Below are 25,670 nucleotides of genomic sequence, written 5' to 3'. Positions count from 1 at the left end.
AATAATTATGAGTGTTTTTGTTCCAGGTCATGTGACTGGTTTTTTCAATATAGAAAATCATGAATCCAAACTAAAAAAAGGATCTTGTGGAGTAGGCTTTTTACTCACAAAGGGTGTTAAAACAACAATCATTGAATCAGATAGCTTTGAATTTGAAGTTAATCTTGGTGATGACACTATTATTAGTGAAGTTTTAGCTATTTTAGATTTGGATAATACAAATTTTAAAGTTATTCAGGATATTCAACTTCCAATTGGAGCTGGATTTGGTACATCAGCAGCTTCAGCATTAAGTTTAACATTGGCTTTAAATGAATTTTTAAGTTTAGGTTATTCAGAGGAGTTATGTGGTCAAATTGCTCATATGGCTGAAGTTAATTTAGGTGCTGGTTTAGGAGATGTAATAGCTCAAACAGGTAAAGGTTTAGTTTTAAGAACAAAACCTGGAGCACCCGGAATTGGTGAAATAAAATCATATAATCAAGATGTTTATATTGCATATAAAACATTTGGACCAATTGAGACATCTACAATTATTAATGATCCAAGTCATAAAGAAATTATTTCGAAAGTAGGATTAAAGTATTTGGAGTTATTTGAAGATGAACCTAGTTTGGATAATTTTTTAATTTTTTCAAATAAGTTTTCTCTTGAAACTAAATTAATGTCTGAGAAAGTTAAAGAACAAATTGATTATTTTAATTCTATGGATGATATTTTAGGTAGTTCAATGGCAATGCTTGGAAATACAGTGTTTGCATTAGCTTATAATGAAGAGATATTTAAAAAGCTAAATATCGAAGGATTGCATATAGATAAATTAAATAATAATGGTATTATTTATGATTAAACTTAGTTATGATGTAAAAATTTACCGAAGTCAAATCTTAGATTTAGCTCAAAATAGCAATACAATTATAGAATTAGGGTGTCATGTTGGTAATACTACAAAAATTTTATTGGATAATTTTAAAGATTCAAAAATAATAGCTCTTGATAATTCTCCTGAAGCTACAGTTAAGATGAATGAATTAACTTGCAATAATTTAGAGTTTATTAATGCTGATGTACGTCTTCATGAAACTTTATTTGATGTATTTAAGAAAATACAAAAATGTGATATTTTATGTATTGATTTAGGTGGAGGATATCATCCTGATACTGTTTTTAAGGTATTTTATATATGGTCATCAACATTTAAGCCAAAACATACTATTATTAGGAATAGAGGTATTTTAGAGTTCTTTAATTCAGTAGAAGAGTGTAATGAGAATTATAGATCTAGTGGAGGATATCTTGATTCTTATCATGATTCAGGTATTCCACAACAAATTAAGGAATTTGAATTATGGACTCCCTCTCTTAAGAGAAATAGATGAATTGTATACTTTATATTTAAATTGTATTGAACTTTATTTTTCATTAATTCATAGTATAAATATTTGTTTTTATTCAATTTTTTTAAATAAATTTTAATATTTTCTTCAAAAAGAATCATTAATTTCTATGTCATTGTACAATTAAAATTTATATACTTTAATAAAGATATATATTATTCATAAGTATAAACGAGGTTATTAATATGATAGGTAAAAAAATTCGTTTAGAAAGAATTATCAATAGAAATACTGGTAGAACTGTTATTGCACCTATGGATCATGGTGTATCAAGTGGTCCAATTCCAGGTATAATTGATATAGATAAAACTGTTGAAGAGATATCCCAAGGAGGAGCAGATGCTATATTAATGCACAAAGGTATTGTACAACAAGGTCACCGTGGTTACGGTAAAGATATTGGTTTAATAGTACACTTATCTGCAAGTACTTCTCTTGCACCAGATCCAAATGATAAAGTAACTGTAACAAGTATTGAAAAAGCAATTCAACTTGGTGCAGATGCTGTATCTATCCATGTAAACCTTGGAAGTGAAACAGAGAGTTTAATGTTACAAGAATTAGGTAAAGTTGCTGAAACCTGTGATTACTGGGGTATGCCTCTCCTTGCAATGATGTACCCAAGAGGACAAAAAGTTGAAAACGAACATGATGTTGAATTTGTAAAACATGCTGCACGTGTAGGTTCTGAACTTGGTGTTGATATTGTTAAAACAAATTATACAGGAGATCCAGATTCTTTTAAAGAAGTTGTTGAAGGTGCAATCGTACCAGTAGTTATTGCTGGTGGTCCAAAAGTAGAAACTGATGAAGAATTATTACAAATGGTTAGAGATTCTCTTGATGTTGGTGGAGCAGGTGTTGCATTTGGACGTAATTTGTTCCAAGCTGAAAATCCTGGTAAAATTACAAGAGCAATTTCTGAAGTTGTTCATAATGATTTAGAAGTTGAAGAAGCTTTAAAATTCTTAAAATAGGTGGTTAAATGCAAAATAAATTCGCTTGGATAAGTACTCCTGATGAATTATGGGAAGATAAAAAAGAAATGATTACTACTGCATTAGAATCAGGAATTGATCATGTTTTAGATTTTGATGATATTGAAGAAATTAGAAAATTGGGCAATATAAAAATTATTGCAAATAATGATGATGCAGATATCTATCTAGTGGGTATTAATGGTGAAGGAGATGGCTTTGTTGAATTAAAAGAAGATTTCAAAGATTCAACTGATATTGCTAATGCAAAAAAAGCGAAAAGCGAAGGAAAAACTGTATGTGCCTATATAAGAATAACTGATAAAGCTCATGAGCAATTAGCTGTAAAATTAGGTTCTATTGTAGATTATATTATTCTAATTGCTACTGATTGGACAATTATCCCACTTGAAAATATTATTGCTGATTTACAGAAATTTGATGTTCAAATTATTGCAGCAGTTCGTGATGTAGATGGAGCTCGTGTAGCACTTGAAACATTAGAACATGGTACTGATGGTATAATATTTGAAGCTAATGACTTTAATAACATTAAAAAAATCGCACAAAATGTTATTGAATCATCACAAGCAAAATATGAATTAAAACTAGCTACTGTAACTAAAGTAAAAACATTAGGTTCCGGAGATAGAGTATGTATTGATACAACTGATATGATGAAACCTGGTGAAGGAATGCTAATTGGTTCTTATTCAAAATCCATGTTTTTAGTACATTCAGAATCTCTTGAAAGTGAATATGTTGCTTCAAGACCATTTAGAGTAAATGCAGGTCCAGTTCAAGCATATGTAATGGTTCCCGGAAACAAAACAAGATATCTATCAGAACTTGTTGCTGGAGATGAAGTATTAATAGTTAATAGTGAAGGTAAAACCAGAACAGCATATGTTGGACGAAGCAAAATTGAAAGAAGGCCTTTATTATTAATTGAAGCAGAATATGAAGGTAAAACCATTAGAACACTTTTACAAAATGCAGAAACTATTAGAATTGTCGATGAAAATAATGAAGCATTATCAGTAGCTGATGTTAAACCAGGTGATAAAGTTAAAGTTTATATTGAAACTAATGCACGTCACTTTGGAATGGCTATTGATGAAACAATTATAGAACAGTAAGGTTATAATATGTCACAGATACGAGCATTTTTAGCTATAGATTTAGATAATGATTTAAAACCAAAAATTAATAAAATCATCAAGCAATTTAAACAAATTGATACAAGGATAAAATATGTCGAATTATTGAATCTTCATTTGACATTAAAATTCTTTGGGGAAATTGATAGTGATGGTTTGAAATTATTGGAAAATAAAATAGAAAATGTTGTATCTGAATTTAAACCTTTTAATGTTAAAGTTAAAGGATGCGGAGTATTTCCTAATAATAATCATATAAAAGTGATTTGGATTGGAATTGATGAGGATTCAATTATTAAAGAATTACATGATAAGCTTGATAGTGAATTTGTTAAATTGGGTTTTGACAAAGATAAAAAATTCTCAACACATTTAACTATTGGACGTATGAAATCGGCCAAAAATAGAAATCAAGTTGAATCAGTTATTGAAGAATTCAGTGATATTGAGATTGGTGAGATGACAGTAAATAATATTGTTTTAAAGAAATCTACTTTAACACCATCTGGACCAATTTATGAAGATTTAAAAGTATTTGAATTGTGATTTTATGGATTATAATTTAATATTAAATGATATAAAACCAACAATTGGTGAGATAAATGAAATTAATGAAATCTCATTAAAAATAATTAATTTTTTGCAACATTTATGTGATGAAAGTAACATCAAAGCTAAAGTCAATTTGGTGGGGTCTGTTGCTAAAAATACTGCTCTTAAGGGTAAGTCAGATATTGATATTTTCATAGCATTTCCATTAGATACTGATAAACATTATTTAAAGGAAACTGGGCTTGATTTAGCTCATAAGTGTTGTGCGGAATTTAATAGTGTTCCAGAACATCATTTTGCATCACATCCTTATGTAACTACAGATATTGAAGGTTATGAAGTGGATATTGTTCCATGTTATTCAATTGAAAATGGTGATAAAATAAAATCTGCAGTAGATAGAACAATTCTACATACTCGTTTTGTTAAAAAGAATTTAGCTGAAGGTCAGGAAAATGAAGTTTTACTCCTAAAACGTTTCATGGCAATGACTGGAACATATGGTTCTGAATTTAAGGTTGGTGGGTTTGCAGGTTATTTATGTGAATTGTTAATTATTAAATATGGGACATTTGAAAACACTTTAAAATCAGCTATTAACTGGCAATATGGTCATAGTATTGATTTAAAAGAATATGGAACATCTAAATTATTTAATGATCCACTAATTGTTATTGATCCAACAGACATGAATAGAAATGTGGCAGCTGCTCTTAGGATTAATAAATTATCTGAGTTTATTCAATCAGCTCGTAATTATATATTTTCAAATAATAAAAAGGACTACTTTTATCCATTAAAAAGAAATTTAAATAAATGGGAATTAATTAATGAATTTAAGAGTAGAAATAGTGATATTATAGCTATTAAATTTAATATTCCAGATATTCCTCTTGATACTCTTCATCCTCAACTTAAGAAGACAACTGATGCTCTTGAACGTAAGTTAAATGATGAGGGATTCAATGTTTTCAAAGCAGATTATTGGAGCGATGAGTTATTAACATGTGTAATTTTACTTGAAATGGCTTCATCAAACTTAAATGATATTAAAGTTAATGTAGGACCTAAAATTTTCTTTAATAAGGCTTGTGAAAATTTTGTTGAGAAGTATGGTCGTGAAAATTGTTATGTTCAGGATGATTTTTTAGTCCACACACAAAAAAGAGATGTCAATAATGCGGTAGGACTAATTGAGCATATTTTCACTTTTGAGTATATTAATCTTATTAAAGTTGGTAAAAACCTTAAAAAGAATATTATTAATACTTATGAATTCATTGATATTGAGGAGATTAGTAGTGATGAATTTTTAGATGATTTTATTCATCCCGGACAACATATTGTTAGATAAGTTTATGAAGGAAATATCATAAATAATTCTAAAAGAGTTATTAATAAATTACAGTACCTATCATTATCAATAACTTATTTGTTTCCATTTTAAAAATATATACAGGATTCATATATTTAAGGAAAATTCATGATTATTTCAATTAATTAGAAACTTTTATTATATTTATTATTCAAATAATTATTCATGTCTGAGATTAAAAAGCTAACTGTAGATGTTGATACTGAAGAGTATTTTGAAAAATACGTTGATTTTGAAAAATTTTCAAAGCTTTGCATTGAAGAACAAGAAAAGTTAGGATACAACTGGAATTATCCTCCTTTTGATTTTGATGTGGAGGAGTTATGGAAATCATATAATAAACTTAAAATTATTGCTTTTAAAATTGATTTTTCACAAGAAGAATTAAATCATACTTTTGAAGAAAAAGAATTAAAATTTATTTTAAAAAGATTTGAGCGTATAAAAGGTAGATTAATGAATGATATTTATATGCTTGAAGATGAAGATTCAATGGGACTATACATGGGTAAATGTAATCTTTGTATGAGATGTACAAGAGAATTTGGAATGCCTTGTAAAATGCCTGTTAAAATGAGATATGCATTTGAAGGATTAGGTGCTAATGTAGATAAAACTGTTGAAGACTTATTTGGGCATAAAATACTTTATGCTCATGATGGTAAGTTGCCAGAATATTTAATTTTTGTTGGCGGATTACTATATGATAAAAAAATATGAGGTGGTAAAATGATTGTAAGTATTATAGGTGGAACTGGACCACAAGGTCTTGGAATTGCAGAAAGATTAGCTATTGCTGGTGTAGAAGTAATTGTTGGTTCTAGGAAAGAAGAAAAAGCATTAGACATAGTTCAAAAAGCAAAAGAAGAATTATCTGACTATGACTTGAATATGACTGGTATGGCGAATGAAGATGCTGCAAAAGCAGGTGATGTATTAATTATCACTGTACCACTTGCTGCTCAAAAACCAACTCTCGAAGGAATTAAAGAATTCTGTAATGACAAAATTGTTATGGATGCAACTGTACCATTAGAAACTGCTATTGGTGGAAAACCATTTAGATTCATTGATTTAATGGAAGGATCTGCTGCTGAAAGGACTGCTTCTATATTAGAAGGAACTGGTGCAAAAGTAATATGTGCATTTTGTAATATTTCAAATTCACATCTTGCAAACATTCCAGAAGAAATTGATTGTGATTGTTTAATTGCAGGTGATGATAACGAATCTAAAGAAATTGCAGCTGAAATTATTAATAAAATACCTGGAATCAGAACAATTGACTGTGGTATTTTAGAAAAAGCAAGGATTATTGAAAAAATTACTCCATTATTAATTGGATTAAACATTAAATACAAATCCCATTATGGTGGTTTAAGAATTACAGGAATTCCTGCTCTTGATAAAGAATAACTGATTAATATGGATTCATTTGAGGATTTAATTGGCAAAAACATTAATGATGTTTCCTTAAATGAGTCATCAACTTTTTTTATTGCTCCTTTGGAGTATTTTACAAAACATTGTGGTAGAAGATATCCATCATCTAAATTTAAACTTGCAGATATTGACTATTTTAATTTAATTCCTTTTTATGAACTTTTTAAATATGAATCAGTTTTAATTATTTGGTATAATAATGAAATCATCACTGATTTGGAGTTATATTATTTAAGTAATGATTTTGATGTATTATTCAATGATTATTATTACATTAAAAAAGCTATTGACAATGGTCAAGTGCATAAATTAACTGAAGGTGATACCCAGTATTTAGGTGCAGCAAGGCTTAATGAAAAAGTTCGTCAACCAAATTCAGAAAAATTAGCTAATAAACGTGACTTTGTTTTAAAAAAGAAGTATTTGGAAAAAATAATTGATGAATTAGGTTTTAAATGTAGAATTTAATTTAGAATTTATTAAATTCATTTTGTGCATTTTCATAAAAATATCCTAATTCTCGTCCATTAACGAAAATATGACTTACTGTAATAGCTACGCTCATTTCATAATTATCATTAACTTTTCCCCAGGTTATTAATGGTTGTATTGCTTTACCATGCACAGCACAGTTTGTTATCATATCAAAATCAACCCAAGGAATACATGAAAAATTTGCAATGTTTTCAAAATCTCTTTTTTCCATTTCTATAGTAAATCCTTCTTGTTTAGAAGTTAAAATATTTTTGGAAAGATTTTTTACGTAATCATGCCATTCTAAGATATTGGAGAAGTCTTGAGAAATTTTTACTCTCATTTCTTTATAAATTTCATTTCTTTCATCCATTATTGGACTTACACCTTCAAGATATTCATATTCAATAACTTTTTTATTTATTATTCTTCTTTTAAGTTCTGGAACTGAATTTACAGCATTCATTAAACATCCTAAACTCATAATAAAAAAGGATTTGTTATTTTCATGACACCAATTCCATAATTTTTCAACGTTTATTCTAGCACTCATGGTATATCTTGCTGATAAGAAATTAATAAAAGGATTTTTATCTAAATTAAATTCAATTTCTTTCATGTTATAACCTTAATAAACTTTTTATATTATTTTTTTATATATATTATATTGTATAAATCATATGTGGTTTTAAAATGAAAGTTATTATTGTAGGTGGTGGAGCTGGAGGTATATCTACAGCTTCAAATATTCGTAAACTTGATGAAGATATCGAAATTACAGTTATTACAAGAGATAATAAAGTAGCATATTCTCCATGTGCTATTCCTTATGTATTGTCTGGTACAATCGAATCTTTTGATGATATTGTAATGAGAACTCCTGAAGATTATAAAAATAAGAATATCAATGTTATTATTGAAGCAGAAGTTACTGCTGTTGATTCTAATAAAAAAACTGTTACTTATCAAAAAGAAGGTAATGAAATAGTTTTAGATTATGATAAATTAGTTCTTGCAACTGGTGGTAATCCATTTATCCCTCCAATGCAAGGTGTCGATTTAGATGGAGTATTTAGAATCCGTAATATTGATGATGGTATGAGAGTTCAAGAAGCAATTAAAGATGCTAAAAGTGCAATTGTCACTGGTGCAGGTCTAATTGGTATTGAAATTGCATTTGCACTTAAAAAACGTGGATTAAATGTTATATTAAGTGAAATGTTACCTCAAATTGTTCCTAGATCTCTGGATAAAGATATGTCTGATATTTTAGTAGAATACCTTGAAATGGAAGGAATTCAAGTTGTTTTAGGTAAACCTATTACTAAATTAATTGGAGATGAAAAAGTCGAAAAAGCATGCTTTGGGGATGAAGATCTCTACGATGCAGATATGGTTATTATGGCTACTGGTGTTAGAGCTGAATTAGACTTAGCAAAAATGGCAGGATGTGAGATAGGAAGATGGGCAATCCTCGTAAATGATAGGATGGAGACTTCAGTAGAAGATGTTTATGCTGTTGGAGATTGTGTAGAATCAAAAGATTTAATTTTAGGTTCTAATACAGTTTCTCAATTAGGTACTACTGCAGTTCGTGAATCTAAAACATTAGCTCGTACTATTTGTGGTAAAAAATCTAAATTTAACCCAGTTTTAAATTCAATGGTTTCAAAAGTTGGAGATTTAGAATTTGGTGCAGTTGGATATACTACTAGTTTTGCACAGCAAAATAGAATCAGACCTGTTGTACAAAAGGTACAAGCACTTACAAGAGCTCGTTATTATCCAAATGCTAAACCAATGGATATAAAAGTTATTTGTGATGGAAATGGAACCATTATTGGTTGTCAAATCATAGCAGAAGAGAGAGTAGCTGAAAGAATTGATACTATGACATTAGCTATTACTGAAGGTTTAACCTGCTTTGATTTAAGTAATATGGAATTTGCTTATGCACCACCAGTTTCAATGGTTACAGACCCATTAATACTTGCTGTTGAAGAAGTAAGTAAAAAATTCAGTTAAATAAAAATTTCGGAGATGATAAAATGGCAGAACATGGACATGGCCATCATGGTCATGGGACTCAAATGACTCCTGAGCAACAAAAACAAATGATGGAACAAGAGTTAAGACTTGCTAAAAACTTGAATCAAATCAAGCATAAAATTGTTGTTATGAGTGGAAAAGGGGGAGTAGGAAAATCTACCGTTGCAGCAAATATTGCTGAAACTTTACAAAAACTAGGATATAAAACTGGTATTTTAGATGCGGATATTCACGGTCCAAACATTCCTAAAATGTTAGGTGTGGAATTATATGGTGAAGAATTCAATGAATACCAATTCAATGTATTTAAAGAAATTACTGAATCTGGACTTGCGGATAAAGATTTCAAAAATGATGAGGAAAAATTAGCATTCATTGAATCTAAAAAAGAAGAATACAAACATTCCATGTTTCCAGTTGTAACTGAAAGTGGTCTTAAAGTAATGTCTATGGCATTCTTATTAGAAGGTATTGACAGGCCTATTATTTGGAGAGGACCTCAAAAAACTGGTGCTATTAGACAATTAATCTCAGATGCACATTGGGGTTCACTTGACTATTTAATTATTGATAATCCACCTGGAACAGGTGATGAACCATTAACTGTTTTACAAACTATTCCTGATGCAGATGCAGTTATTATGGTAACTACTCCTAACGTTGTATCTCAAGAAGATGTTTTAAAATGTGTTAAAATGGTTGAAATGATGAATATCAAACATATTGGTCTTATTGAAAATATGGCTTATTACATTTGTCCACATTGTGATGAAAAACTCCATATATTTGGTGAAGGTAATGGGGAAGCATTTGCAGAGGAAATGGAAATTACTTATTTAGGTGATTTACCTATTGAGGAAAAAGTTTCTAATGCTCCAAATGAAGAAGGCACAATTTCTATAATTGATCCAGATGATGAAGTTTCAAAAAGATTTGTTGAAATTGTTGAAGATATTCAAAAAGAATTTATAAAAGAGTAGGGTTAATAATATAACTTACTCTTGCAATATTTACAATGTATCCTAAGAAATTAGGATCTTCTTTTATTTTTTTAAAATAATTTAGTTTTTCAATTATATATTCTTTGTTTTCTATTTTGTTTAAAGAGAAATAATCCATTGCAGTAATATATTCTTTTTCATCAGTATAAATAGGAACTAAATATTCACCATCATTTGCATAAGGTATTTTCAGAGGTTTTTCCTCTTTAGTAGATATTATAAATTCTTTATTATAAATATAATCTTTAATTTCTGTTTCTACTTTATTTATTGCAGTTTGATTTTGATTTTCACCATGCATATAAATCATATTAATATGATTTTTTAATTCTGGATGTTTAATTTTTTCTAAGTTCATCATATAATATTTTATTAAATAATTTATTTAATTTTATCTTTTGGTATGAATTTTAATGCAGATGAATTTATGCAATACCTAGGACTTCCTTTGGAACCATCATAGAATAAATGCCCCAAGTGTGAATTGGATTTTGCACTTCTAATTTCTATACGTGTTGTTCCATGAGAAAAATCTCTATTTTTTGTAATTGCTTTATCATTGATTGGCTTTAAAAATGATGGCCAGCCATATTTTGAATTTATTTTATCTTCTGAAGAGAATAGAACTTCACCATTTACAACATCTACATATACACCATCTTCAAAAAAATCATTATATTTACCACTGAATGGTGTTTCTGTCATAGATAATTGTGTTATTTCATACTCTTCTTTGGTTAAGTGGCTGAATTCATTATCATTTATTAAATTTAAATCAACATGACAATAACCCTGTGGATTTTTCTCAAGGTATTTTTGATGATAATCTTCAGCAGTGTAAAAACAATGGATTGGAAATATTTCAATAATTATTTTCTTTGATTCCAATTTTTGCTTTGCTTTTATGAACTTTAAGATAATGTCTTTTTGTGAAATTTCTTGCCAATAAATTCCAGTTCTATATTGTGTTCCAATATCTCTACATTGTTGATTTTTACTAAATGGATCTATTATTTTATAATAATTTTCTAAAATATCATTTAGAGTGATTATTTTTGGATTATAGGTTACTTTAACGGTTTCTGCATGTCCAGTTTTTCCACTACAAACCTTTTCATATGTTGGTGTTAAATCTCTACCATTTGCATATCCCACTTCAGTATTATTAACTCCCTTTAATCTAGAGATGAACGCTTCAACACCCCAAAAGCAACCTCCAGCTAAATAAATAACTTTTTGTTTTATAAACATAATTTATATTTTATTTTTAACATAAAATATTTTTATTAGATTAGTTATATTTATTAAATAGAATTGGAGGAAATGAGATGTTCTATAGTACAATTATGAAAATTGATTCAATTGATAGATTAAGGGATATTAGGGATGCATTACTTGTTGAACAAGGTATTAACCCTACTCGTCAAGGCGAACAAGCTATAAAAGTTGTTGTTGAGAGAATTGATGAAATTCAATCTACTTTAGATAAATCTGTAACTAAAAATATTAATAGACATAAATAAGTGATTATTGTGATAAGACGTGTTACAAGTGGCAGACGTTTACTTAGAAAAAAAATCTATAAATCCCCACATGCTCGTCATAAACAGGCTACATTTAAGCGTGAGAATAAAAATCTTGTTAAAGATCATCAAAAGAAATTTAAAGATTTAAATGGGCCTATAAAAACTAAAAAAAGACCTAAACGTGAAGTTGTTGGTGGATTTAAAATGTCTTATAGATATAAATATTACAATAATGATATTGTAGATGAAACAGAAGAATCAGATGATGAATCTGATTAACTTCTCTTGTTTCGACTTTTTTTTAAGAAAATATTCATTTTAATAGTTCTTTCTTTGAAATAATCTTATTTTTAGAGTGAATATCTAGGATAATGCCTGAAAATTCATTGTCGTTTTTTGCAAGTTCCATGAATAATTCAATTGAAACTTCACAAGGAGTATAATCAGTCAATTTCAAGTATTTAAAACCTTTTTCATATTCATTCATATTTGAAAATACAATTATTTTAAAGTCATCAGGAGTTCCAGTAACAAGAAAATCTTTTTCATGATTTTCACCGAGAGTAGGACAGATAAAATTCATTTAAACACCTAAAAATTAGCATTTTTATCCATATTAAAGTTTTGTGAATGGGGATTAATTACAAAACCTTGGAAATATTCATCACTGTCAGCTATTTTAGATATGTCTTCTGGAGTGAGAACTTTCATTTCTAATTTATCTAAGAATAATTTAGATATTTTTGCACTTCCAATAGCATATTCCCTAATGTCTGTAAAAATAGGAATGATATACTCTTTGCTTTTTTCAGTTAAAGTTAATTTAACTGGTTTTTCAGCTTCATCTACTAATGTAAAATAAATCTCATTAGGAAATGTATTCTTAATATTTTTTTTAATAACTTCAAGTTCAAGAGCATCTTCGCTCTTGAGTTTTCTTGCCATTTCTGCATATATTTGAATATATTCTTTTAATTGGCTTTTTGAAGCTTTAACATTATTTTTTTGATAATTTTCGTAATCTTTAAGATCCATAATTATTCACAACATTCGTGAACATCTTCACTACCAATTACAAAGTCCCATTGAGGTGCATTAATAGCAAGTCCAATGAATTCTTCATCATCTGCATTATCTGATATAATTTCGCTACCTATTTTTTTATCTTGAACAAATTCGTTTTCTCCAAATTGTTCTTTAAATACTTCAATAGCTTTGTTTGCTTCTTCTTCATCAGTGAAAACTGGAATAACAAATTCTTCTTTATCTTCATCTTCTTCACTGATAATTAATGCAACAATCTCTTTTTCTTCACTGCTAGCATTAGATACAATGATGAATTCTTCACTGAAAACAAGGTGTTCAATGTCATGGTAAATTTCACTTAATTGTTCGATTTCTTCTTTATGTTCTTCTTCAAATGAATCATCGAGTTCTTCTGATTCGTTTAATGCAGCTTCAATTTTTTCATTTAAATTATCATCAATTTCAATAAATTTTTCAACTAATTCTTTAAGTTCGCTCATTTTCTCACCGTAATGTAATAATTATTAAAATAAGTTTTTTCTTTTTTAAAACAATGAACATTCTCTTCCTAAACACCACTAAAGGAATACAAACGAATGCTCATTTCAACCATCACCATTGTTCATATTATAAAAAAAATAGTATATAACAATATGAACAATAATATTTTTATTTTTAACATATATAAACGTTAAGGTTCAAAATTAGCTTTCAATAGCTTTTATCATGGTATAAATAATTTTATTTGGAGTATATTAACTTTTAAATTTAGAGTATTTGTTATGTGGTTTGAAAATATATGTGATTTCACAACAGTTTGGATTCTTTATTTTTTTTAATGTTTTCTTAAAAACTCATTATTTTCTAAATAATTTTATAATTATTTTACGGTTAAATGTAATATTTTTTATATTATTAAAAACTAAAATAATCTTGTACATTATAAGTTAGGTTTAACAATTGTATATTAAATAACTAATTTTTGTTAAATTAGAATAATGGTTTATTTTTAAAATGTATAGGAAAATGGTGTGATAATGAATATTAATAATAATATGAAATTGGGTTTAATTGCCGCTATATCTATTATAGCTCTTTTTGTTTTATCCTTATGGATTTCCCAGACACCAGCTAATGATGATAATGCAATTCGTTTTGGTATTTTAACATTATTACCTCCTTTAGTAGCTATTGGTTTGGCATTTATTACTAAAGAAACAATTTTATCATTATTTATGGGTGTATTTGTAGGAGAATTTATGTTATGTGTGAATGATGTTAATATTATTTCCACTGCAATTAACGCATTTTTACAAATGGGTTCTCAAATTATCTCCTGTATGGCTGATCCTTGGAATGCAGGTATTATTCTTCAATGTTTGCTTATTGGAGGTATTATCCAATTAGTAACAAAAATGGGTGGAGCAAAAGCTCTTGCTGATACTTTTGCTAAAAAAGCTAATACTCCGAGAAAAGCTCAATTATTCACTTGGTTTTTAGGATTATGTGTTTTCTTTGATGATTATGCAAATTCTTTAATTGTTGGTCCTATTATGAGACCAGTTATGGACAAACTTAAAGTATCTAGAGAAAAATTAGCATTTCTTGTAGATGCAACTGCTGCTCCAGTAGCAGGTGTTGCTATTATTTCTACTTGGATTGGTTTAGAAATCAGTTTAATTGCTGCCGGATTTGAATCTGTTGGTGTAACTAATGTTACTGGTTTTGGTATATTTTTAGAAACTATCCCATATAGGTTCTATAATATTTTCATTTTAATTTTCATAGTTATTTCTGCAATAACTTTATATGAATTTGGTCCGATGAAAAAAGCAGAACAAAAAGCACGTAAAAGGAAAAAAGATGAAGAAGTTATTGTTCCTGATGCTCCTGGTTTTGATGAAGTTAAACCTGTTGAAGGAGTCAAATTATCCATATGGAATGCAATCATTCCTATTGGTACTTTAATTATAAGTGCTCTTATTGCATTTTATTGGAGTGGATACACTACCATTTTAGGTGGAGAAGACCAAGCTCTTATTGCAATTATGAAATCTTCCCCATTATCATTTGATGGAATTTTCACTGCTTTATCTCAATCTGATGCTTCTGTTGCTCTTTTCCAAGCTGCACTACTTGCTTCTATTGTAGCTATTGTAATGGCTGTCGGTGAAAAAATACTTACTATTGAAGATGCAATATCTGAATGGATTGGAGGTATGAAAACTATCGTTATTACTGGTGTAATTTTACTCCTTGCTTGGTCTTTAGGTGGAGTAATTGGTGATGTTGGTACTGCTAATTATTTAGTGGGTGTTCTTAAAAATTCATTGCCTCAATTTATTGTGCCTACATTAATCTTTATTTTAGGTGCTTTAATTTCATTTGCAACAGGTACAGCATATGGTACTATGAGTATTTTAATGCCTTTAGCAATTCCATTAGCTTGGGCAGTAAGTAGTGGAGATATGTCCTTTACTGTTGTTTGTACTAGTGGAGTATTAACTGGCGCTATCTTTGGAGATCATTGTTCTCCAATTTCAGATACAACAATTTTATCTTCTATGGGAACTAGTTGTAGCCATATCGATCATGTTCAAACACAAATGTACTATGCAATATTTGTTGCATGTGTCGCTATACTAATTGGTTACATCCCGGCAGGTTTAGGAATTCCTTGGTACATTATACTTCCTATAGGTATAGTTGTAATGTATGTTGGACTTAAAATATTAGGTGAAAAAGTAGACTTTGATGAAGTTGAGGAAACATCCTCTTAACTTCATTATATTTTTTTAATTTTCAATTAAATTTAGGCATTACTAAAAATATTCATCACAGAGATGCTTATAAGTACAATATTTACATAAAAACTGCTTTTTAGCAGGAAATTTCTCATTATTAATATCATTTCTAACTTCATGAAGTGTTTTAATTGCTTCATCAATTTCTTCGGTATTTAAATGTTTTCGTTTATCACCATCACAAACATCAAGCAATCTTAAACGACCATTTTTTGTAAAGAAGATTCCCACACGAGAAACTGGTTTGTTATAAACATTCTCGACAAGTAATTTGTAATAACAAAGTTCTAAACGATATTTTGAAAAAGAACTTGATTTGGAAGTTTTATAATCAATAACAATTAGCTCTTCATTTTCATCTTCTAAAATGATATCACAAATTCCAGAAAAGCGATTTTCTTCATCAAGTAAATATTCTTCTTGTGAATGTAATTTAAAATCATTTTCAACAAATGCTTTTTTAAAAAATGAACCTAAATTATCAATATGTGGTGTTAAATCATATCCAATATCCTCTTCATGGGCTATTTTCAAGAGTTCATTATCAATATTGATGTTATCTAAATCATCACCAAATTTTTCAGCGAATTTTTCAGCAACTAAATGAACATCACTTCCAAGTGCCATATATTTATTCTGAGGAACTTCAATTTCATCAATATATTGAAATTTAAACTCAAGAGGACATTTCAAATATGTATTAACTTTTGATTTTGATAATTTCATATGTACAATTTTATTAAAACTTTTTAAAATAAATTATTATAAATACTTTAAATTATATATAATATAAAGTAAGTGAGATTAAAAAATTACATGTCTTAATTGGTATATTGATTCTTATTGTATTGATGGAGATTATATTCATGCAGTGATTTATTTATAAATCATTGTAATACAATTAGTATAAATTCAATTAATTAATAATTTTTGGAGATAATAAAATGAAAATTGTAGCACTTCAAGCAAGCCCACGTAAAGGTGGAAATTGTGATGTATTAATGGATGAGATGATTAAAGGTATTGAAGAAAATGGTGGAGAAGTAACTAAATATTATTTAGAAGATCAAGAAATCGCACCATGTAAAGCATGTTTGTATTGTGCTGAAAATCCAGATTGTGTACGTGATGATGATGGAAATAAAATATTAGATGAAATGATTGCAGCTGATGGAGTAATATTTGCAACTCCGATTTACTATGGTCAAATGTCTGCTCAAGGTAAATTAATTATTGATCGTTTCTATGGTATTGGTCAAAATCCTGATAAAAATCTTTCTGGTAAAGCAGCATTAATCTTTACAGAAAATCAACCTGAACACACTTACGATAATTACATTGAGCTTACTAAAGCTTCTCCGTTTGGATTCATGGGTTATGATGTAATTGGTCATGTTGATGCAGGTAGTGCAGGCCCAGCAGGTATTGTAGCTGAAGAACAATCTGACAAATTAAAAGAAGCATATCAACTTGGTTTAAAATTCTAAACCTTCTTTTTTTTATTTTTTTAGATAACTTTTAAATAACTCTTTTTTATAAATAATTCATTATGGGTTTAGGTTCTTTATTTAAGAGAAATAAAAAAGATGCTGTTGAAAAATGTCATATTACAATTGATGTAAGTAACTGTGATGGATGTGAAAAATGTAACATTGCATGTCCAAACAATGTTTTTATGATTGTAGATGATATATCTAAAGTACGTGATTGTCAAGTTTGTAAAAGTTGTAAGGTTTGTATGGCAATTTGTCCTAATGACTGTATAATAGTTAACTAATTTTAAGCATGCTAATTAAATTTAACATGAATTATTTTTATAGTTTTGATTAAACTATCTCATTTAATAATTCATTTTTTTAAAATAATAAAAAATAATAAAAAAAGTAGTAGTTTTAAGTCATGTAATCAACATATTAAAACTCAATTTCTGTGGATTTTAAAATTTGGACATCATTGCTTTTGATAAATTCTTCACTTTCACTATTAAAGTCTAAAAAATGTGGTGAAGCCATATGTTTTTTAAGATGCTCTAAACTTTCCCATTTTTCAACAAATATCAATATATCCTCTTTATCAGATTTTAATAATTGATAATCAATATTTCCTTCTTCAAGTAAAGATTCATAAATTAATTCTTCGGAAAGTTCTAAGATACTGTCTAGACAACCTTCTTTAGGTTGAATTTTAGCTAAAACAACTATGAAATCCATAGATAAACACCAATTAAGAATTTAATTCTCATTATACTTAAATAATTTTAATTGATTTTCATAAAATACATTAATAAAAAAATAAATATATTAAATTAGTAAATTATTGGAGATATAAGATGATATATTCAACAGAAATTGAAAATATGTGTCTTGTTCGCAAAGGTGCAAATCATGACCCTGCTCCAATCCCTGAAGAGGGTAAATGGGTTAAAGCAAAAGAAGTAAGTGATATTTCTGGTTTTACACATGGTATTGGTTGGTGTGCACCGCAACAAGGTTGTTGTAAATTAACATTAAACGTTAAAGATGGAATTATTGAAGAAGCTTTAGTTGAAACTTTAGGGTGTTCTGGAATGACTCACTCAGCAGCTATGGCTGGTGAAATTTTAGTTGGAAAAACTATTCTTGAAGCATTAAACACTGATCTTGTTTGTGATGCTATTAATACTGCAATGCGTGAATTATTCTTACAAATCGTTTATGGAAGAACACAATCTGCATTCTCAGAAGGAGGTCTTCAAATAGGTGCTGGACTTGAGGATTTAGGAAAAGGTCATAGAAGCCAAGTTGGAACTATTTATTCAACAAAAGAAAAAGGACCAAGATATTTAGAACTAACCGAAGGATATATTACAGAAATTGGTCTTGATGAAGATGATGAAATAATTGGTTATAAATACATTAATCTTGGAGTCATGTTAGATTCAATTAAAGAAGGTATTGACCCATTAGAAGCTATTGAAAAAGCTACTGGTCAATATGGAAGATTTGATGATGCAGTTAAAAAAATAGATCCAAGGAGTGAATGAATATGAGTTTATTTGAAAGTTATGAAAGAAGAATTGATCAAATCACTCCAGTTTTAGAAAAATATGGAATTAAAGACCTCCAAGAAGCAAAACAAATATGTCTTGATAAAGGTTTTAATCCGTATGATATTGTAAAAGATGTTCAACCAATTTGTTTTGAAAATGCATGTTGGGCATATACTCTTGGTGCTGCAATAGCTATTAAACAAGGTTGTGTAAAAGCATCAGAAGCCGCTAAAGCAATTGGTGAAGGATTGCAATCATTTTGTATTCCTGGAAGTGTGGCAGATGATAGGAAAGTTGGATTAGGTCATGGTAACCTTGCATCAATGCTTTTAAGTGATGAAAGTGAATGTTTTGCATTCCTTGCAGGTCATGAAAGTTTCGCAGCAGCTGAAGGAGCTATTGGTATTGCAAACTCTGCAAATGAAGTACGTGAAAAACCTTTAAGGGTAATATTAAATGGACTTGGAAAAGATGCAGCATTAATTATTTCTAGAATTAATGGATTTACGCATGTTGAAACTGAATTTGACTATTTCACAGGAGAAGTAAAAGTAGTTAAAGAAAAAGCTTATTCTAATGGTGAAAGAGCAAAAGTAAAATGTTATGGTGCAGATGATGTACGTGAAGGTGTAGCTATTATGCATTTAGAAGGTGTTGATGTATCAATTACTGGTAATTCAACTAATCCAACACGTTTCCAACATCCAGTAGCTGGAACATACAAAAAAGAGTGCATATTACACGGTAAAAAATACTTCTCAGTTGCATCTGGTGGTGGAACTGGAAGGACATTACATCCAGATAATATGGCAGCTGGTCCGGCTTCATATGGTATGACAGATACATTAGGTCGTATGCATTCTGATGCTCAATTTGCTGGTTCATCTTCAGTTCCTGCTCATGTGGAAATGATGGGATTAATTGGTATGGGTAATAACCCAATGGTTGGTGCATCTGTTGCTGTTGCAGTAGCTGTTGAAAAAGCAATGAAACAATAAGGAAATTATTTCCTTTAATTATTTTTTTTATTGGAGAAGTAATATGTCTACTTTATGGGGTTTAACTGTAAGGGGGATTTGTGAGTTTAACGATAAAATTCTACTTTTAAAAATCCAATCTCATTCAGGTCATGATGCTGAAAAATGGGAAATTCCTGGTGGTAAAGTTAAGAAAAATGAATTTTTTGACGAAGCATTAAAAAGAGAATACTTCGAAGAAACTGGTTTAGAAATTGATATTCATGAACTTTATAATGTTGTTCGAAATGATTATACTGCCTGTAAAACAAAAGAAGATGTTAAATCAATCCAATTAATCATGAAAGTAACTTGTAAGACTGATGAAGTTAAAATAAGTAGTGAACATGAGGATTTTGGATGGTTTAGTTGGAATGAAATAGATAAGATGATTGCTAGTGAATTATTAACTCCTGCGGCAATCACAGCATTTATTAATGATTAATTTTTTTTATTAACTAACTGATAAGTTAGATTAACATAAATAATAATTTTATAAACATGTTTTTATAACATAATAAATATATAATTTACATATTTACTTGAAAAGTTACTAGAGGTAGAAAAATGGATAAAACCCAAAAAATAATAATTATATGTTTAATAGGATTAATAATTGCTTTAACTGGGGGAGTAGCATTCAGTTTAATGCAAGAACCGATAATGACTATAGAATTGTTCGATAAAGGTACAACTGTTGAAGTGCCTGAAAGTACAATTTTTAAAAATCAAGATGAATGCAGTATTACCTATCTTACATCTAAAAATACTACAATCATGGGTATAGACAAATCTAATCCTGCTGGTGAATTAGTATCAAAAGCATTATCTAATTTGACTAAAAATGGTGAAAAACAGGAAAATGGATTATATAAACTTGATAAAAAAAACATGATGAAGATGGCAGATAAGTTAGGTAAAAGCTATGATAAAAATAATTTAAAAGATGTTTATATTTGTGTAAAAAATAATAATACAATTAATCAGACAGTTATAGTTATAGGTATTGATGAACAGGAAATGACAACTATCTTGGATAGCATTCACTGGAAAAGAGGTAATGTAATAACAGCTGCAAGTAAAACTTCAAGTGAAGTGTCATCTTCATCCAATACAGGAAATTCTCAGTCTTCCAGTGATAATAAAACTGTTCCAGAATATTACTTGTTTTTTGTTAATGAGGATACTCAAAATAATGTAAATGATAATTATTATTACTATTATGATAATTCATATAGTGATGATTATGAAAATGGATATGATGATGTTTACGAGGATGATTACGAAGATTATGATGATTCATATGATGATGAGTATTATTATGAGGAGGATTATTGATTTAGACAGTAATCCTATAAATTTTTCTTCTTTTTCTTGTTAGACTTTAAGTCTGTAAAATCTTACAGACTCTTTTTTTAAATTAAACCCAATATTTTTGCAGCATTATCATATAATATTTGAGATTTTTCTTTTTCACTTAAATTAAGTTTATTAAAATATTCCATTTCACTAGGTGAATCCCACATTGGATAATCTGTTCCCCATAAGACTTTATCTGAACCATATGCATGAATTAAATCAACTGCTGTTTCAGGGGTTAAATCATATAAACTGGAACTTAAATCAACATATAAATTTGGAATTCCAGCTAATTTTTCTGTAGCATCTTCCCAAACACTCCAACCTGCAAAATGAGCACCAATAAATGTTAAATTTGGAAATTTATCTAAAAATGCTTTTATTTGTTCTGGATTAGAATAATTATATCTAAAATCTCCACAATGAACTAATAAAGGTACATTCCCTTCGTTTATGATTTCTCCCATTTTAAATGCACGATCTTCATTCATTGCAAATTGTTGGAAATCAGGATGTATTTTAACACCTTTAAGACCAAGTTCAATTAAATGGTCAAAATCACCTTGCATATCTTCACTATCGGGATGTAATGTTCCAAATCCAGTAAATATCTCAGGATTAGTATTTACAGATTCTGCAATAAACTCATTAATGGATTTTACTTGTTTTGGAGTAGTAGCAACAGAATGAATTAAATAATGATTAACGCCAACTGTGTTACCATCTTCAATCAATCCATTTACTGTTCCATCTAATGACATATTTAAATCATAAAAGTTTTTTATTCCGTCAACTGCTTTTGATGCTATTTTATCTGGGTAAATGTGACAATGTGCGTTAATAATCTTTTGCATATAATTAACCTTCTATTTAATATGAATAATTATATTTGTTAATTTTAATTAATATAATTTTTTACCAGTGTATAAATTTTCTTCACTATAGATTCTTATTAATTGGTCAATTAAATCATCATACATTAGTCTATGACCTACTGTACCACCTTGTGGAGTTTTTACATTATTTAAGGATTTATCTGAAAATTCACTACAATTATTTATAATATACCACATTCCATGGGGTGTGTAAATAAACAGTTCTCCTTCTCCTTTTTCAAAGCCTTTTTTAAAGCTGTCTTTTGGATCATAAATTTTTGTTGAATGAATAGCTAATCTACTTAAATCTTGTTCAGGTCTTGTTCCACTTTTTTCAAATAACATTTTTAACCATTCATAAGATTTATCAATAAGAGTTGCTTTTTTTATTGGGTCTTTAAAAGCTTCTTTAATTTTATTTTCCCTTTTTTCTAGGGTATTAGTAATACCTAATATTTCTTCTACTTTACTTACATCTTTTTTAAGACATCTGTAACCTTCTGGTCTTCCAGTTACTTGGACATTACCTTCCACAAAGTCTCTTCTTCTAAAATCTTTGAAATATTCTTTTACTTTTTTGAATTCTTCATCAGGTATTTTCTTATTTAATCCATATAAATAACCATATTCATTAGCATCATAACATTTAGTTTCTAGTTTTAAATCATCATTTACCATATTATTACTCCTTATTTGATTATAACATACTATTTTAAACCATATAAAGATTATTAGTTAATATAAAAATAATTTAGTTGTTTATTCATATGGTAATTTTATTTAAATTTTAATAGAAATTTTTTAATTTATTTGTATGTTCGTAAAATATTTTTATAATGAAAATTAATAATAAGGAATATGGCAAAGGTAAGTATTTTAGGATCAACTGGAACAATTGGTAAAAATGTTGCATTCACATTAGCAAGGATGGATACAGTTGATGAAATTGTTATGTTTTCAAGGCCTCAAAGTCTCAATAGGGTCAAAGGGGAAACTTATGATATTTATGATGCACTTGCTGCAAGAGATATTGATTGTAAGTTAACTCCTACATGTGATTTTAATGAAATTAGAGGTTCTGATATTGTATTGATTGCTGCTGGAATCCATCGTGAGCCTGGGATGAATAGACTTGATTTAGCTATCCCGAATGCAAAAATTGTACAATGTTATGCAAAAAAAGTTGCTGAATATTCTCCAGATTCAATAATTCTCGTTGCTACAAATCCTGTTGATGTAATGACAACAATTGCACTTGAATCATCTGGATTTGATAAGATGAGAGTTATTGGTGTTGGAAATCATTTGGATTCTCTTAGGTTGAAAAATTATTTCTCAAGGAAAGTTAATATTAACAGTTCTGAGGTCCACACAAGGGTTGTAGGTGAGCATGGAAATCATATGGTTCCTCTTTTAAGTTCAACATCTATTGGAGGAATTCCTTTAAAGTATTTCCACTATCCAGATTTGAATGTTAGAGCTTTGGTAGAACAGCTTAAAAATGCTGGAAATACTATTATTTCTAAAAAAGGTGCTACTGAGTACGGGCCTGCTTTTGCAATTTCAAATTTGATTTCAATGATGATAACTGATTCTCATAAAGTACTAACTGTTAGTTGTTACTTGGAAGGAGAAGTTGAAGGAGTTGAAAATGTTTCATTAGGTGTTCCTGCAGTTACTTCTAAAAAGGGAATAGCAATGATTGTACCGGTCCATATGAATGATTTTGAAAAGAAAGCGTTTTTAGATGCTGCTGAAGTAGTTCGTGATACAACTGATAAGGTTAAAAAGAGTCTTAATATTTAATTTTTTATTTTTTTTTACTTTTAAAATATTTTAATTAACTTTTTTTTAATATTAAATTAGGTGAATTAGATGAAGTTAGTTGTTCAAAGAGTTGCACATGCTAATGTTAAGGTTGATGGACAAATAGTTGGTGAAATTGGGCGAGGTTTAATGGTTTTAGTCGGTTTTGGAGAAAATGATACTGAAAGTGAAGCAGATTACCTTTCCCGTAAACTTGTGAAATTAAGAATTTTTGAGGATAAAAATGGACGTATGAATAAATCCATAAAAGATATTGGGGCTAAATTGTTATTGGTTCCTCAATTTACGTTATATGCTTCAACTAAAAAGAATAGACCCTCTTTTCACAAGGCATTATCTCCAGATGTTGCAACTAGGTTATTTGATTATTTTGTATCAAAATGCTCTGAGGAAGTGGATGTTGAAACTGGTGACTTTGGTGCCTATATGGAAGTAGATTTATTAAATAATGGTCCTGTTACAATTCTTCTTGAAAAGGAACATGAAGAATAATAACAATTTTAATACATAGATATAAAAATTATAAAGATTAGATTATTATATTAAGTAATTATCAGGAAAGTGAGATGATATAATGACAGGATTTTCATTAAATGTTGATGAAATTAAAGAAGATGTTGAAACAACTTTCAAAGAAGAAGAAAAAAGATTAGAAGATTCAAATCTTAAAAATCAAGCACAAGATAATGCAGTTGCAATTTTTAATGTTGATTTAGATAATCCACAAGAAAGAGAACAAATATTAAAACCGTTAGATAATTTTGGTTTAAATGAGATGTCTAGATCTGCAGCTCATAATGAAATGTTAGCTACTAGATTTGTTGATTTAACAAAAGGTGGTAAAGATTCCGATAATATTGGTGAAAACTTACTTGAATTAAATAATCAAATAAAAGATTTAGATCCAAGTAAAATAAATTTTGCAAAAAAAGGTGTGCTTGGAAATTTAATGAATCCTGTTAGAAAATACTTTGCAAAATATGAAAAAGCAGAAACAGCTATCTCTGATATTGTTCAATCTCTTGATAAGAGTAGTAAAGTCCTTCAAAATGATAATACAACTCTATTAAATGAGGAAAATTATTTAAGAGAAGTTACCAAAAAACTTCTTGCAGATATTGAACTTGCAAAAAAGATGGATGACTCTATTGAAGCACAAATTCAAAATGCAGAAATTGAAGGAATTGATGAAGAAAAAATAAAATTTGTCCGTGAAGAGATTTTATTCCCTCTTAGGCAAAGAATTATGGACATGCAACAAACAATTGTTGTAAATCAACAAGGTATTGTATCTCTTAATGTAATTAGGAGAAATAATAAAGAGTTAATTCGTGGTGTTAAACGTGCACAAAACGTAACTCTTTCAGCTTTAAGAACTGGTGTGATGGTTGCTAGTGCTCTTTATGATCAAAAAATTGTTATGGATAAAATTAATATTATTAATGATACCACTGAAAATATTATTGAATCTACTTCACATATGCTTAAAGAACAAGGAAGTGAAATACAAAAACACAGTGCTGAGACTATGATTTCACCGGAAGTCTTAAAAGCATCATTTTCAGAAGCAATTCAAGCTATTGAAGATGTAAGTACATATAAAGAACAAGCACTTCCTAAAATGAAAGAAACAATTACATTATTTAGTGACTTAGCTAATGATGGTCAAAAAGTTGTTGATAAAATTGAAACAACTAATGATGATATATTAAAATAGGATTATTATAATCCTTTCATATCTTTTTTTATATTCAAAATAAGACAATTGTGAATGTGTTTTT

At 28.6% G+C, this 25,670-nt stretch carries 33 protein-coding genes; 23 read left to right on the top strand and 10 right to left on the bottom strand.

Features of this window, described 5'->3' with window-relative positions; genetic code table 11:
* Nucleotides 1–7 precede the first annotated feature (7 nt).
* From ACI389_RS05525 to ACI389_RS05485, 9 genes are all read left to right on the top strand, one after another.
* Nucleotides 8–850, top strand: coding sequence for a pantoate kinase (locus ACI389_RS05525; RefSeq protein ID WP_439780548.1), 843 nt, complete (start codon nt 8–10; stop codon nt 848–850).
* Complete coding sequence (locus tag ACI389_RS05520) at nt 843–1,379, top strand: SAM-dependent methyltransferase (RefSeq protein WP_439780547.1); 537 nt, start codon at nt 843–845, stop codon at nt 1,377–1,379. Before ACI389_RS05525 ends, ACI389_RS05520 begins: the two co-directional genes overlap by 8 nt.
* 203 nt (nt 1,380–1,582) lie before the next feature.
* Nucleotides 1,583–2,374 (top strand): 2-amino-3,7-dideoxy-D-threo-hept-6-ulosonate synthase, encoded by a 792-nt coding sequence (locus ACI389_RS05515; protein WP_439780546.1) that lies wholly within the window; start codon nt 1,583–1,585, stop codon nt 2,372–2,374.
* Between the two features lie 8 nt (nt 2,375–2,382).
* The gene (locus ACI389_RS05510; protein WP_439780545.1) at nt 2,383–3,513 is read left to right on the top strand and encodes a 3-dehydroquinate synthase II; all 1,131 of its coding nucleotides are present in this window, start codon (nt 2,383–2,385) and stop codon (nt 3,511–3,513) included.
* Nucleotides 3,514–3,522: 9 nt separating this feature from the next.
* Nucleotides 3,523–4,080 (top strand): RNA 2',3'-cyclic phosphodiesterase, encoded by a 558-nt coding sequence (thpR, locus tag ACI389_RS05505; protein WP_439780544.1) that lies wholly within the window; start codon nt 3,523–3,525, stop codon nt 4,078–4,080.
* Nucleotides 4,081–4,084: 4 nt separating this feature from the next.
* A complete protein-coding gene (gene cca / locus ACI389_RS05500; RefSeq protein ID WP_439780543.1) occupies nt 4,085–5,440 on the top strand; it encodes a CCA tRNA nucleotidyltransferase in 1,356 nt (451 codons plus the stop codon).
* A 186-nt stretch (nt 5,441–5,626) separates the two neighbouring features.
* A complete protein-coding gene (locus ACI389_RS05495) occupies nt 5,627–6,181 on the top strand; it encodes a DUF2284 domain-containing protein (RefSeq protein ID WP_439780542.1) in 555 nt (184 codons plus the stop codon).
* 9 nt (nt 6,182–6,190) lie between these two features.
* Nucleotides 6,191–6,877 (top strand): NADPH-dependent F420 reductase, encoded by a 687-nt coding sequence (gene npdG, locus ACI389_RS05490; protein WP_439780541.1) that lies wholly within the window; start codon nt 6,191–6,193, stop codon nt 6,875–6,877.
* Nucleotides 6,878–6,886: 9 nt separating this feature from the next.
* Nucleotides 6,887–7,372 carry a hypothetical protein gene (locus ACI389_RS05485; RefSeq protein ID WP_439780540.1) on the top strand — a complete coding sequence of 162 codons (486 nt, stop codon included), beginning with the start codon at nt 6,887–6,889 and terminating at the stop codon, nt 7,370–7,372.
* A gap of 1 nt (nt 7,373) precedes the next feature.
* Here the strand turns inward: ACI389_RS05485 and ACI389_RS05480 are convergent, their stop codons facing one another.
* The gene (locus ACI389_RS05480) at nt 7,374–7,997 is read right to left on the bottom strand and encodes a CatA-like O-acetyltransferase (protein WP_439780539.1); all 624 of its coding nucleotides are present in this window, start codon (nt 7,995–7,997) and stop codon (nt 7,374–7,376) included.
* A gap of 74 nt (nt 7,998–8,071) precedes the next feature.
* Here ACI389_RS05480 and ACI389_RS05475 point away from each other — a divergent pair, with 74 nt between their 5' ends.
* Both ACI389_RS05475 and ACI389_RS05470 read left to right on the top strand, forming a co-directional pair.
* Nucleotides 8,072–9,403: an FAD-dependent oxidoreductase gene (locus ACI389_RS05475; RefSeq protein WP_439780538.1), complete on the top strand. Its 1,332-nt coding sequence runs from the start codon at nt 8,072–8,074 to the stop codon at nt 9,401–9,403.
* 23 nt (nt 9,404–9,426) lie between these two features.
* Nucleotides 9,427–10,407: an Mrp/NBP35 family ATP-binding protein gene (locus tag ACI389_RS05470; RefSeq protein WP_439780537.1), complete on the top strand. Its 981-nt coding sequence runs from the start codon at nt 9,427–9,429 to the stop codon at nt 10,405–10,407.
* Here ACI389_RS05470 and ACI389_RS05465 read toward each other — a convergent pair.
* Both ACI389_RS05465 and msrA read right to left on the bottom strand, forming a co-directional pair.
* Complete coding sequence (locus ACI389_RS05465; RefSeq protein ID WP_439780536.1) at nt 10,394–10,789, bottom strand: hypothetical protein; 396 nt, start codon at nt 10,787–10,789, stop codon at nt 10,394–10,396. The genes ACI389_RS05470 and ACI389_RS05465 overlap by 14 nt on opposite strands.
* A gap of 20 nt (nt 10,790–10,809) precedes the next feature.
* Nucleotides 10,810–11,679 (bottom strand): peptide-methionine (S)-S-oxide reductase MsrA, encoded by an 870-nt coding sequence (gene msrA, locus ACI389_RS05460; RefSeq protein WP_439780535.1) that lies wholly within the window; start codon nt 11,677–11,679, stop codon nt 10,810–10,812.
* A gap of 77 nt (nt 11,680–11,756) precedes the next feature.
* Between msrA and ACI389_RS05455 the strand changes: the two genes are divergently transcribed.
* Together ACI389_RS05455 and ACI389_RS05450 are read left to right on the top strand one after the other, a co-directional pair.
* On the top strand, nt 11,757–11,951 hold the full coding sequence (locus ACI389_RS05455; RefSeq protein ID WP_439780534.1) for a hypothetical protein: 195 nt from the start codon (nt 11,757–11,759) through the stop codon (nt 11,949–11,951).
* A gap of 9 nt (nt 11,952–11,960) precedes the next feature.
* Entirely contained in the window at nt 11,961–12,233 is a 273-nt protein-coding gene (locus tag ACI389_RS05450; RefSeq protein WP_439780533.1) for a hypothetical protein, read from the top strand.
* A gap of 34 nt (nt 12,234–12,267) precedes the next feature.
* Here the strand turns inward: ACI389_RS05450 and ACI389_RS05445 are convergent, their stop codons facing one another.
* The 3 genes from ACI389_RS05445 to ACI389_RS05435 are packed head-to-tail and all read right to left on the bottom strand — an operon-like array spanning nt 12,268 to nt 13,480.
* A complete protein-coding gene (locus ACI389_RS05445; protein WP_439780532.1) occupies nt 12,268–12,537 on the bottom strand; it encodes a hypothetical protein in 270 nt (89 codons plus the stop codon).
* Between the two features lie 8 nt (nt 12,538–12,545).
* The gene (locus ACI389_RS05440) at nt 12,546–12,989 is read right to left on the bottom strand and encodes a hypothetical protein (protein WP_439780531.1); all 444 of its coding nucleotides are present in this window, start codon (nt 12,987–12,989) and stop codon (nt 12,546–12,548) included.
* A gap of 2 nt (nt 12,990–12,991) precedes the next feature.
* Nucleotides 12,992–13,480 carry an SseB family protein gene (locus ACI389_RS05435; RefSeq protein WP_439780530.1) on the bottom strand — a complete coding sequence of 163 codons (489 nt, stop codon included), beginning with the start codon at nt 13,478–13,480 and terminating at the stop codon, nt 12,992–12,994.
* A 537-nt stretch (nt 13,481–14,017) separates the two neighbouring features.
* Between ACI389_RS05435 and ACI389_RS05430 the strand changes: the two genes are divergently transcribed.
* Nucleotides 14,018–15,760, top strand: coding sequence for a Na+/H+ antiporter NhaC family protein (locus tag ACI389_RS05430; protein ID WP_439780529.1), 1,743 nt, complete (start codon nt 14,018–14,020; stop codon nt 15,758–15,760).
* A 42-nt stretch (nt 15,761–15,802) separates the two neighbouring features.
* Here ACI389_RS05430 and ACI389_RS05425 read toward each other — a convergent pair whose 3' ends face one another.
* Nucleotides 15,803–16,510: a RecB family exonuclease gene (locus ACI389_RS05425; RefSeq protein WP_439780528.1), complete on the bottom strand. Its 708-nt coding sequence runs from the start codon at nt 16,508–16,510 to the stop codon at nt 15,803–15,805.
* A 218-nt stretch (nt 16,511–16,728) separates the two neighbouring features.
* Between ACI389_RS05425 and ACI389_RS05420 the strand changes: the two genes are divergently transcribed.
* Nucleotides 16,729–17,271, top strand: coding sequence for a flavodoxin family protein (locus ACI389_RS05420; protein ID WP_439780527.1), 543 nt, complete (start codon nt 16,729–16,731; stop codon nt 17,269–17,271).
* Between the two features lie 62 nt (nt 17,272–17,333).
* A complete protein-coding gene (locus ACI389_RS05415; RefSeq protein WP_439780526.1) occupies nt 17,334–17,561 on the top strand; it encodes a 4Fe-4S dicluster domain-containing protein in 228 nt (75 codons plus the stop codon).
* 136 nt (nt 17,562–17,697) lie between these two features.
* On the opposite strand, the gene ACI389_RS05410 is transcribed toward ACI389_RS05415, so the two are convergent.
* Nucleotides 17,698–17,994, bottom strand: coding sequence for a putative quinol monooxygenase (locus tag ACI389_RS05410; RefSeq protein WP_439780525.1), 297 nt, complete (start codon nt 17,992–17,994; stop codon nt 17,698–17,700).
* A 119-nt stretch (nt 17,995–18,113) separates the two neighbouring features.
* Here ACI389_RS05410 and ACI389_RS05405 point away from each other — a divergent pair, with 119 nt between their 5' ends.
* The 4 genes from ACI389_RS05405 to ACI389_RS05390 all read left to right on the top strand — a co-directional run bounded on the left by ACI389_RS05405 (nt 18,114) and on the right by ACI389_RS05390 (nt 21,166).
* Nucleotides 18,114–18,806, top strand: a complete 693-nt coding sequence (locus ACI389_RS05405) for an iron-sulfur cluster assembly scaffold protein (protein WP_439780524.1) — start codon at nt 18,114–18,116, stop codon at nt 18,804–18,806.
* A gap of 2 nt (nt 18,807–18,808) precedes the next feature.
* Nucleotides 18,809–19,810: a GGGtGRT protein gene (locus ACI389_RS05400; RefSeq protein ID WP_439780523.1), complete on the top strand. Its 1,002-nt coding sequence runs from the start codon at nt 18,809–18,811 to the stop codon at nt 19,808–19,810.
* 43 nt (nt 19,811–19,853) lie between these two features.
* Nucleotides 19,854–20,273: an NUDIX domain-containing protein gene (locus ACI389_RS05395; protein ID WP_439780522.1), complete on the top strand. Its 420-nt coding sequence runs from the start codon at nt 19,854–19,856 to the stop codon at nt 20,271–20,273.
* A gap of 122 nt (nt 20,274–20,395) precedes the next feature.
* Nucleotides 20,396–21,166, top strand: a complete 771-nt coding sequence (locus ACI389_RS05390) for a hypothetical protein (RefSeq protein WP_439780521.1) — start codon at nt 20,396–20,398, stop codon at nt 21,164–21,166.
* A 77-nt stretch (nt 21,167–21,243) separates the two neighbouring features.
* Here the strand turns inward: ACI389_RS05390 and ACI389_RS05385 are convergent, their stop codons facing one another.
* Both ACI389_RS05385 and ACI389_RS05380 read right to left on the bottom strand, forming a co-directional pair.
* Nucleotides 21,244–22,041 carry an amidohydrolase family protein gene (locus ACI389_RS05385; protein WP_439780520.1) on the bottom strand — a complete coding sequence of 266 codons (798 nt, stop codon included), beginning with the start codon at nt 22,039–22,041 and terminating at the stop codon, nt 21,244–21,246.
* Between the two features lie 48 nt (nt 22,042–22,089).
* Nucleotides 22,090–22,740 (bottom strand): hypothetical protein, encoded by a 651-nt coding sequence (locus ACI389_RS05380; protein WP_439780519.1) that lies wholly within the window; start codon nt 22,738–22,740, stop codon nt 22,090–22,092.
* Between the two features lie 180 nt (nt 22,741–22,920).
* Here ACI389_RS05380 and ACI389_RS05375 point away from each other — a divergent pair, with 180 nt between their 5' ends.
* The 3 genes from ACI389_RS05375 to ACI389_RS05365 all read left to right on the top strand — a co-directional run bounded on the left by ACI389_RS05375 (nt 22,921) and on the right by ACI389_RS05365 (nt 25,606).
* Complete coding sequence (locus ACI389_RS05375) at nt 22,921–23,868, top strand: malate dehydrogenase (protein ID WP_439780518.1); 948 nt, start codon at nt 22,921–22,923, stop codon at nt 23,866–23,868.
* A gap of 69 nt (nt 23,869–23,937) precedes the next feature.
* Complete coding sequence (gene dtd, locus ACI389_RS05370) at nt 23,938–24,381, top strand: D-aminoacyl-tRNA deacylase (RefSeq protein ID WP_439780517.1); 444 nt, start codon at nt 23,938–23,940, stop codon at nt 24,379–24,381.
* A gap of 82 nt (nt 24,382–24,463) precedes the next feature.
* Nucleotides 24,464–25,606, top strand: a complete 1,143-nt coding sequence (locus tag ACI389_RS05365) for a toxic anion resistance protein (protein ID WP_439780516.1) — start codon at nt 24,464–24,466, stop codon at nt 25,604–25,606.
* The last annotated feature ends 64 nt before the right edge of the window (nt 25,607–25,670 follow it).

The sequence above is a fragment of the Methanobrevibacter sp. genome (genome assembly GCF_051877095.1).
Lineage (GTDB): Archaea > Methanobacteriota > Methanobacteria > Methanobacteriales > Methanobacteriaceae > Methanocatella.
This window is presented reverse-complemented; position numbering and strand designations above follow the sequence as displayed.